This is a genomic window from Enterobacter sp. SCRI0065 (genome assembly GCF_059766475.1).
The window spans coordinates 1-396 of record NZ_JCBAJB010000043.1; the positions used below are offsets into that span (position 1 = coordinate 1).

Here is a 396-nt window from a genome sequence, read left to right on the forward strand (position 1 = left end):
GTGTGAGTCAGGATACGGCCCGTCGTGATTCGGAAGGGATCGAGCATCACGTCAGTGCAGAGACGCTGGAGAGATTCCGCGAATTTACCCTCAAATACGGTGCGCCCGCAGAATGAACATCCCTGGACTGCAGGCGCTTGCCCGAGATCGGTTTTTCCACCTTCTATTAGTCATTGGTGTCGGGCTGAGCTTTTTCGTGCCCTTTGCGCCAAAAGCCTGGCCGGAGGCCATCGACTGGCACACGATCATCACCCTCAGCGGGCTGATGATGCTCACCAAAGGCGTAGAGCTCAGCGGTTATTTTGACGTGCTGGGGCGAAAAACGGTGCGTCGGTTTGCCACCGAACGCAAATTAGCCCTTTTTATGGTGCTGGCCGCCGCGCTGCTATCCACGTT

The 396-nt window shown here is 56.6% G+C and carries 1 protein-coding gene and 1 pseudogene; both read left to right on the plus strand.

Annotated features, from left to right (window positions below):
- Positions 1 to 116: pseudogene (locus AC6EMZ_RS23335) on the plus strand (manganese-binding transcriptional regulator MntR); the annotation flags it as partial.
- On the plus strand, positions 113 to 396 hold a 284-nt coding region (locus AC6EMZ_RS23340; RefSeq protein ID WP_498405190.1), incomplete at its 3' end, for an SLC13 family permease. The pseudogene AC6EMZ_RS23335 and the gene AC6EMZ_RS23340, both read left to right, overlap by 4 nt.